Raw genomic sequence first — 8,292 nt, 5'->3', positions numbered from 1 at the left:
TGGGAGTTTGGCGAAGTCCACCGCGGCCTCGGCCAGGGCGGCATCGCCCAGGTCCACGATCCCCGACAGGGCGCCATCGGGGGTGGCGAGCAGGTTGGTGGGGGACAGGTCGCCGTGGATCAACACCGGTTCCGGATCGGGGTGTGATCGGGACAGGTGGGACAGCAGGTCCGTGCACCAGGTGGTGGTGTGGGCGTCGATCATCCCGGTGCGGTGCAGGTGTTGGAGCAGGCCGATGGGGTCGGTGGACTCCATCTGGTGTGGCGGGGTGCGCAGGCCCTGGACGGGCAGGCGGTGCAAACGCCCCATGCGATCACCCAACTCCCGCAACAGAGCCGGGCCGGGGGTGGATTCGGCCAGGTCGGTGCCGGGAAGACGGGTCTGGAGCAGGTGGGGCACGGGGGTGGTGGCGTGTTCGACCAGGGCGGGGGTGCCCACCTGGGCGGTGTGGGTGAGCGGCAGGAGTTCGGCCTCTTTTGCCAGGTCCTGGGTGTGTTCGGGGTGCGGGCCACACGCAGGACCAGCCCGGACCCCAGGGCCAGCACGTGGTTGGCCTCCCCCACCGGTAGCGGTCGAACCCGCTGGGGGGAGATACGGTGGCGGGCGGCCACCGCGCGGACGAGTTCGGCCACCTGGAAGGGAAGGGTCACCAGGTGGGGTCTTCGTCCAGGACGCGGTACATGATGTGCAGTCCCACGTGGCCGTGGGCGGGGTGGCGAAACCCGCGCTCCAGGGTGCCCACCACGGCGAACCCCAACGACTCGTACAGACCGATGGCGCGGGTGTTGGTAGCCACCACGGCGTTGAACTGCATCGCGGTGTAGCCGTTCCGCCGCGCCCAGTTCAGGGAGTACTCGCACAGAGCGCGTCCCACACCGCGGCCGCTGTGGGCGGGGTCGACCATGTAACTGGCGCCGGCGATGTGGTCGGCGTTGCCCATGTGGTTGCGATTCATCTTCGCGGTGCCCACCACCGTGCCGTGTTCGTCCAGGGCGACCACGGTGCGGTCGGGCTTGGACAACAACCACCCTTGGCGGGCCTGGTCCTGGCCCATGTCGGTGGGGTAGGTGAAGGTCTCACCGGCGGTGGTGATGGGTTGGAAGAAGGCCCAGATGGCCGGCCAGTCCGCGTCGGTGGCCTCTCTGATCAGCATGAGGGAGAGCATGTCGGTCCGGGGCCGGTAGCGCCACGGGTTTTTCGGCGGGGGCGGGGCCGAGCCACGAACGTGCGCCGGTGGGGTCAGTCCTTGTGCAGTACGAAGAACAGGAAGCTCAGGAAGGAGGTGCGTCCCTGGAACTCGGCGGGGATGAGTTCTGTGGGGGTGTGGGGAGAGAAGGGGGGTTCACTGATGCGCGTGATGCGAAACCCGGCCTGGGTGAAGGCGTCGGTCATCGCGTGCAGGGGCCGGTGCCAGTAGGTGAGGGTGGCGGGCCGCCCGTTGAAGGTGTGGGTTTTCGACCACTGGGCGGTGGCGAAGTAGTCGGCTTTGGGGTCGATCATCTTGTGGAGGATGGGGTGGTTGACCGAGGCGATGAGACGCCCACCCGGTTTGAGCACGCGGTGGAGTTGGGCCAACGCACCGCTCCAGTCCTGGAGGTAGTGCAGGACCAGGGAGCAGACCACGTCGTCGAAGTCGCCGTCGTCGAAGGGAAGGGGTGCGCCCAGGTCGGCCACGTGCAGTTCGGTGTCCGGTCCCAGGCGGTGGCGGGCCAGCTCGACCATCTTGGTGCCGGCGTCGAAGCCGGCCACGGTGGCGCCCTGGTCGCGTAGCGCCGCGGACAGCGGCCCGGACCCGCAACCGGCGTCCAGGATCCGTCTGCCCCGCACGTTTCCCGCCAGGTCGATCATGGCCGGGCGCTCGTAGTAGCCGTTGATGAGGTTGTTGTCGTTGTCGACCGAGTAGGCGTGGGCGAAGTCGTCGTAGTCGTTCACGTGTTGTGCCTCGAATCCGTTGGGGGTCGCACAAGGGGTGCGGCGGCGTTGGGTGAGGCCGCACCTGTCGATGATGCCGGCCCTTTTGGGCCGGGGGCCGGTCGTTGGAGGAAGGGGCACACCCGGGGGCGGTGGGGTGGGGGGCGGGGTGGTCAGTGGGTGCTGATGGCGTGGGCCATCCACAGAAGGTGGGCGGGCTCATCGACGATCTCGTCTTCGTCCTGGTGTCCGTTGATCCGCTCCGCCAGGTCCCGGTACCGGGTGAAGGCGTCCTGGTGCGCCACTTGGGGGGGCAAAGCCCTGCTCCTGGTCCTGGCGGATCAGGTCGGAGAGCTGCCGGTAGCCTTCGGCCATGTGATCGCGCAGCTCCGGACTCGGGCGCTGATCGGTGTACTGGGAGATCACTTCCAGCAGCCGGACGATGACCTGTTGCACCTTCGCCGATCGAGGGTCCTCGCCCGCCTGGTACAGGTCCAGGACCCTCTTGAAGATGGCAGGGCCGACGTCGTGTACGAGTTCCTGCACGGGTGCGGCGGCGATCTTGCGTCCGGCCCCGTTGGGGCCGTGGTCCAGGTGCAGGCCGGTGCGGACCTCCTGGCGGAACAACGGGTCGCCCACCAGGTCGCCCAGTTCGATCCAGGCCCGCAGCTGGTCCAGGGTGGGGTCGTCGGGCAGGCGGGGGCGTAGTTCTCGGAGTCGGTCGACGAACCCCTCGGGTACGTCCAGGCCCCGTGCGATCTCGTTCCAGAAGTCGTCGATGGTCCGTTCGCGTTCCTCATCGGACATCGAGACGAGCTTGTGCATCAGGTCCGCTCGGGCGGTGGTGCCCCCTTGTTCGATGAGGGTGTTCAGTACGGCTCGTCTGGCACGGAAGGCGCGTTCCTGTTTCTCGACGATGGTCAGGTGGGTGGTGAGCAGGTCGTGCAGGGTGGTTCCGCCTTCGAGCAGGCGGCGGACCTGTTGCAGGTCGGTGTCCAGTTCTCGCAGGGTGCGCACCAGTTCCAGGCGGGCGATGGCGTCGACGTCGTACATGCGCTGGCCCGCCTCGGACAGGTGCGTGGGCTCGATGATTCCGGCGTCGGCGTAGAAGCGGACGGCGCTGACGCTCAGGCCGCTGCGGCGGGCGGCGTCTCCGATGGGGTAGGGCTGTTGGTTGTCCATGGGGTAACTGTGGGGTCTCAAGCGACTTGAGGTGCAAGCCCCGGGTTCGCCGTGGTCCGCCTCTCGGGCTCGGTGGTGTCGGTGTCGCGTGCGACATGAAGACACCAGGGCAGCTCACAGGGTTGCAAGGGGTGGTGTCCGAGGTCGGCGACCAGAAGATCGGGCTGCCACAGCCGGTCACGATTCGGGTTCGTGTGATCTCGATGGTCGTGGGCGGTGCTCCCCTAGCGCATCCTTCGTTGCCTCCGGTCAAGGGGAGGCCGGAGGTCGAGGAGGAGCGCCGCAGGATTCAGGGCCGGCCCTCCTGCTTCGGGGTTCGGGGTGGGGTGGTTTACTCGGCCCGTGAGTACGAGTATGGCCCTGAACAAGGTGAGCCCTGGTGATACCCGGGCGTTGGCCGGCTTCCTGCAGGTCGTGGACCTGACCCTCAGTGGTCTGGATTCACCGGCCGTCCGCCTTTGGGTCGAGCACGGCGATGACGGGCGGATCATCGGGAGCACCGGCTATGAGATCGGCACCGATCGCGAGCACGCGCTCATCAGGAGCGTCGCGGTCGACCCCTCATGGCGCTCGGCGGGCAAGGGCAGCGATCTGGCCCGGTTCGCGTTCGAGCGGGCGGCGGAAGAAGGCGCGCACACGGCGTGGCTTTTCAGCCGTCGCTCCGGACCGTTCTGGCGGAGCTTGGGCTGTACACCGGCGGACAGGAACGAGCTCGCGAACGTTTTGCGTGAGACCCACCAGGTTCGGCTGTTCAAGGAAACAGGACGGTTGGACCGCGAAGTGGCGTGGTCTCGTCCGCTGACCTAGCCGGGGGCGGCAACGGTCTTCGAAGGTGGCCCGAGTAAGCAGGAAAGGGAGGAGGGGCGCGCACAGCTCGGCGCTTCTTGCTCGGGCCCACCGCCCTGTTGGTGCGGGGGTGATCTTCAGGCGCCGGTTCCGGGGTGTCTAGGCTGGGGCCCGGCTGGAACGTGCGCCAAGGGAGGAGTGGCCATGGCCCCCGTCGTGGAATCGGTCAGCAGCAGCCCCGATCACACCTTCGCCAAACCCGTCCGGACACGGATTCGTCTTCTGGCCGGGTTGGGGGTGCAGGGGGACGCGCACCTGGGCAAGACGGTCAAGCACCGATCACGAGTGGCGGTCGACCCCACTCGGCCCAACCTGCGCCAGGTGCACCTGATCCACGCCGAACTCCTGGAGGAGGTCGCCCTGACCGGGTTCGAGGTCGCGCCCGGGCAGATGGGGGAGAACGTCACCACACGCGGGCTCGACCTGCTGGGGTTGCCTCGGGGCACCGTGCTCGGGTTCGGGGCGGCTCGGGTGGAGATCACCGGGTTGCGCAACCCGTGCGCGCAGATCGACGGGTTCTCCCCTGGGCTGCTCAAGCAGATGGTGTACCGGGACGATCAGGGTGAACTGGTGCTTCGGGCCGGGGTGATGGGCGTGGTGCTGGACGGGGGCATCGTCGAACCCGGCATGATGATCGAGGTGCGCGAACCAGAGGGGGCGCACCTGCCCCTGGAACGGGTCTGACACAGGTACCTCCCCCAAGCGTCGGCCTTCGCCGAGGGCCCACCTGCTCACGGTGCTCCACGGTCCGATGCGCCCCGAACCTTGGGCGTCGAGTGGTCTCCGGTCCCCCGAACGGTCCTCCAGCGCGCCCTCGCCGAGGTGAAGAAGGCCGGCGGTCGGCTCATCACTTCGCAGCCCCTGCCGCCGGCGATCCTGGACATCGAGCGGTGGGACATCGTTTTCGCGGCGGCTCGTGAACACATCGGGCGGACAGGCACCCTGAGCTCCCCCTGCCACGGGCAGGAGGTCGGGGCGGAAGGTGCCCCCTGGAGACGGTCTTTCGCCGATACCGGTCCCACCTCGGCGAGGTCGCCCCTCCCACACCCGGTGTGTTCCCCCGAAACCGTGCGGGTGGGGCGAGCACCATCAGTACAGCGCTGGGTGTATCCATCGCGTTTTCGCTGCTCCGGATCTTGCGCTGAATAACGTTGGCGGGCCCTTGCGGGGTGGTGGGTGGCCTCTGAGACCCCCTGAGGGCCTGACTTCCTAGAACATTGACTTATCGGGGGTCAGGATTCGAGGCTTTCCGGGGATTCGTTTCGTCACCATAGGGGCGTAACGTTATTGAATAACGTTACAAACCAAACGTTTTGTGAGGGGGCGAACACCGTCCCGGGACCCTCCACCGGGGTCGAACGGGGCCGGTGAAAGTGGGCCTGTGGATAACCCGATCGCAGGAGTGCGGGCGACGCATACTGCCCCTATGCGCCACCACCAGACCCTCCTGGCCCCTCCTTTGGCCCCCGCCCCCGGCGATCTGCACCTGCTCACCCTGGGAACCCGCCCAAGGCTGCGCACCCTGCTGCGGCGCCTGAGCACACGTGTGGCGATCGAGGACCCCACCGTGATCACCGAACTACGACGAGCCGTGTGCGGTCATGAACGTGTGTGGGGGGCGCTGCTGCGCACCTTCACCACCGACGCCGGGCACCTTCGACCCGACGGGCGACGCGTTGCCCGCGAACACCTGTGCGGTTGGTGGGTGCACGCCGGTCGGTTCCACCCCCTGGACCGGGCCGAGCCGGTGCGGTCGGTGTGCGTGGACACGCGCACCGACCGGCTACTGCCACCAGAACAAGGGGTGGAGTACGCGCCCGCATGGCCGGTACGCCCACCCGCGCCGATCAAGGACACCCCGCCCACCCGCCGAGGTCCCCCTCCGGGGCCGGGCGACCGTCGCCTGATGTGCGAGCCGAGGGGTCGGAGACGGGCGCTGTCACCCGGCCTGGTTGAAGCGGAGCATGTTGCCGGCCGGGTCACGAAAGGCGCAGTCGCGTACCCCGTAGGGCTGGTCCATGGGCTCTTGCAGGACCTCACCACCGGCGGCACTGATGCGTTCGAAAGTGGCGTCGACGTCGTCGGTGGTGAAGATGACGCCGCGCAGCAGTCCTTTGGCCAGGAGTTCGGCCATGGCGTGGCGGTCCTCCTCGGAGGCTCCCGGGTCGGCCAGGGGCGGCTCGAGCACGATGCTCACCTCGGGTTGGTCGGCAGAGCCGACCGTGACCCAGCGCATCCCTTCGAAGGAGACGTCGTTGCGTACCTGTAGGCCCAGGATGTCGCGGTAAAAGGCCAGGGCCCGGTCGTGGTCGTCGACGGCGATGAAACAGGTGGAGAGTGTGACGTTCATGGATCGATGCTAGGAGTCGGGGGTGCTCGGGGCTTCTCTTTTCCTGATCGGTCGCGTGCCGGTCTTGGCCAGGCAGGCGGGGATGGGTGCGCCGTGTTCGTGGTCCTGGGCGCGGTAGGCGCTGGGGCTGAGCCCGACCAGTTCGGTGAAACGGGTGCTGAAGGTGCCCAGGGAGGTGCAGCCCACGGCGAAGCACACGTCGGTGACCGACATGTCTCCGCGGCGAAGGAGTGCTTTGGCGCGTTCGATACGGCGGGTCATCAGGTGGCTGTAGGGGGTTTCTCCGTAGGCGGCGCGGAAGCTGCGGGAGAAGTGTCCGGTGGACATCAGTGCTTCGCGGGCCAGGGCGGGTACGTCCAGGGGCTCGGCGTAGTCGCGGTCCATGCGGTCGCGGGCGCGGCGTAGGCGTACCAGGTCGGCCAGGTCGGGGCGTTTCACCGTTTCAGTTTCGCACGGGGGTGCGACGTCGGCCCGCGCAGGCGCGGGGCGGTCGAGCCGTTCCTGGTGATCGGTGCTCGTGGTGGGCGGCGGGGGTCAGGGGGTGGTTTTACGGCCGTGGGCGGCGGTGTAGGTGGTTTCCAGCCAGGGGGCCAGGTCGTCGAGCAGGCGGTGGAGCGGGGTGGGGTCGGGGGTGGGGCGGGTGGCGGTTCGTAGGGCCAGGCGCATCAGGTCGGTCTGGTGGGGGTGGTGGTGGGAGAACAGGTCGGTGGCCAGGTGCAGGTCGCTGGTCCATCCGCCCCAGGTGGGCATGGTGAGGGTGAATCCGGTGCGGACCAGACGTCGTCCGACGCGGCGGGCCAGGGTGCTCAGGTCGGTGTCGGTGTGGGCCTCGGTCAGGGCGTGGTGCCAGCGGGGCAGGAGCCGGTGCAGGTCACCGTTGGTCTGGCGGGCCAGCAGGGTGGTGGGCCGGTAGGCGGGTAGATGATCGGCCAGGTCGGGTCCGCTCAGTGGTGCGCACAGGCAGGCCAGGAAGAATCCGCCGTCCTGGGAGGTCAGGGGGCGCAGGATCTGGTCGGTGTGCTCCAGGAGGATGTCGCCGCCGTCGATGGCGGGGAAGGCGGCGTCCAGGTCGGCCGTCAAGGCGTCGGCCCGCGCGCGGTCCTCGGGTGTGGGCGGGGTGTGCAGGAGGGCCAGGGCGTCCAGGTCCGAGGTTTCGGGGGTGGCGGTGCCGCGGGGGATGCTGCCGTACAGGTAGGTGCTGTGCAGGCGGGGGCCGAACACGTCGGGGAGTCGGGTGCGCAGTGCTTCGATGACCGGGATGAAGGCGGGTGGGGTGCGGGTGGTGGAGCCTTCGCGGGCGATGGTGCCGTCGGGGTTCAGGCCGGTGGGTGCGGGTGTGTTCATGGGGCGGGGTCCAGGGGGTGCCAGGCCCACAGGTTGGGTTCGGTGTAGTGGCCGTGGTCGGTGTCCAGGTCGATGGTGACGGGGGCCAGGGCTCCGTCGATGATGTGGTCCCCGCTGCCGGGTAGGTCTTTGCCGGCCCATTGTCGCCATTGGTGCAGGGTTCCGGTGACGTGCATGGATTCTTCGCAGGGGTGGAGGATGTGGGCGCCCAGGCGGTGGTGGGTGCGGATCCAGGGGTCGTAGTGGGTGCCGTCGGGGCGTTTCCAGGTGGCGTATTCGGCCATGGGGATGAGTGGGTGGTGGTGTTTGAGTGTGGGGCGCAGGGGTGCGGCCAGGGCGGTGAGGCCGTGGGAGGCGGCGTTGGCGCGTAGGGCGCGGGCCATGTGGGAGCTGAGGCCTTTGCCCTGGTGGGTGGGGGTGATGGCGATGTACAGGGCCACGGCGATGGTGGGTGTGCGTTGGTGGGTGTGGTCGTCGAAGGCTTGTCGTAGGGCCCAGGCGTAGCCGCCTTGGGGCAGGTCGTGTTCGCTGTGGTGCCAGGCGATGGGGACGCTGTGGGCTCGGGCGATGACCCGGTCGTTTTCGACCAGGGCGAGTTGGTGGTCGCCGAAGGTGGTGGGCAGGTGGGGCCACAGGCGGGTGGAGTCCTGGTCGTGGAA

The 8,292-nt window shown here is 68.5% G+C and carries 10 protein-coding genes; 2 read left to right on the top strand and 8 right to left on the bottom strand.

The features are described from left to right. The 4 genes from K8V84_RS06880 to K8V84_RS06865 form a co-directional block, all read right to left on the bottom strand. On the bottom strand, positions 1–462 hold a 462-nt coding region (locus K8V84_RS06880; protein ID WP_369696611.1), incomplete at its 3' end, for a phosphotransferase family protein. Between the two features lie 184 nt (positions 463–646). Further along, positions 647–1,153, bottom strand: a complete 507-nt coding sequence (locus K8V84_RS06875) for a GNAT family N-acetyltransferase (protein WP_304071901.1) — start codon at positions 1,151–1,153, stop codon at positions 647–649. Positions 1,154–1,239: 86 nt separating this feature from the next. Beyond that, entirely contained in the window at positions 1,240–1,932 is a 693-nt protein-coding gene (locus tag K8V84_RS06870; protein WP_304071898.1) for a class I SAM-dependent methyltransferase, read from the bottom strand. 198 nt (positions 1,933–2,130) lie between these two features. Next, a complete protein-coding gene (locus tag K8V84_RS06865) occupies positions 2,131–3,093 on the bottom strand; it encodes a MerR family transcriptional regulator (RefSeq protein WP_304071895.1) in 963 nt (320 codons plus the stop codon). 354 nt (positions 3,094–3,447) lie between these two features. Here K8V84_RS06865 and K8V84_RS06860 point away from each other — a divergent pair, with 354 nt between their 5' ends. Both K8V84_RS06860 and K8V84_RS06855 read left to right on the top strand, forming a co-directional pair. After that, positions 3,448–3,900, top strand: a complete 453-nt coding sequence (locus K8V84_RS06860) for a GNAT family N-acetyltransferase (RefSeq protein WP_304071893.1) — start codon at positions 3,448–3,450, stop codon at positions 3,898–3,900. 183 nt (positions 3,901–4,083) lie between these two features. Next, a complete protein-coding gene (locus tag K8V84_RS06855; RefSeq protein WP_304071890.1) occupies positions 4,084–4,623 on the top strand; it encodes an MOSC domain-containing protein in 540 nt (179 codons plus the stop codon). A gap of 1,255 nt (positions 4,624–5,878) precedes the next feature. On the opposite strand, the gene K8V84_RS06850 is transcribed toward K8V84_RS06855, so the two are convergent. The 4 genes from K8V84_RS06850 to K8V84_RS06835 all read right to left on the bottom strand — a co-directional run. Beyond that, on the bottom strand, positions 5,879–6,289 hold the full coding sequence (locus K8V84_RS06850) for a VOC family protein (RefSeq protein WP_304071887.1): 411 nt from the start codon (positions 6,287–6,289) through the stop codon (positions 5,879–5,881). A gap of 9 nt (positions 6,290–6,298) precedes the next feature. Then, positions 6,299–6,673: a helix-turn-helix transcriptional regulator gene (locus tag K8V84_RS06845; protein ID WP_304071904.1), complete on the bottom strand. Its 375-nt coding sequence runs from the start codon at positions 6,671–6,673 to the stop codon at positions 6,299–6,301. Positions 6,674–6,823: 150 nt separating this feature from the next. After that, positions 6,824–7,633: a nucleotidyltransferase domain-containing protein gene (locus tag K8V84_RS06840; protein WP_304071885.1), complete on the bottom strand. Its 810-nt coding sequence runs from the start codon at positions 7,631–7,633 to the stop codon at positions 6,824–6,826. Then, on the bottom strand, positions 7,630–8,292 hold a 663-nt coding region (locus tag K8V84_RS06835; RefSeq protein ID WP_304071882.1), incomplete at its 5' end, for a hypothetical protein. The genes K8V84_RS06835 and K8V84_RS06840, both read right to left, overlap by 4 nt.

The organism is Nocardiopsis listeri, from assembly GCF_020741345.1.
Lineage (GTDB): Bacteria > Actinomycetota > Actinomycetes > Streptosporangiales > Streptosporangiaceae > Nocardiopsis > Nocardiopsis listeri_A.
This window is presented reverse-complemented; position numbering and strand designations above follow the sequence as displayed.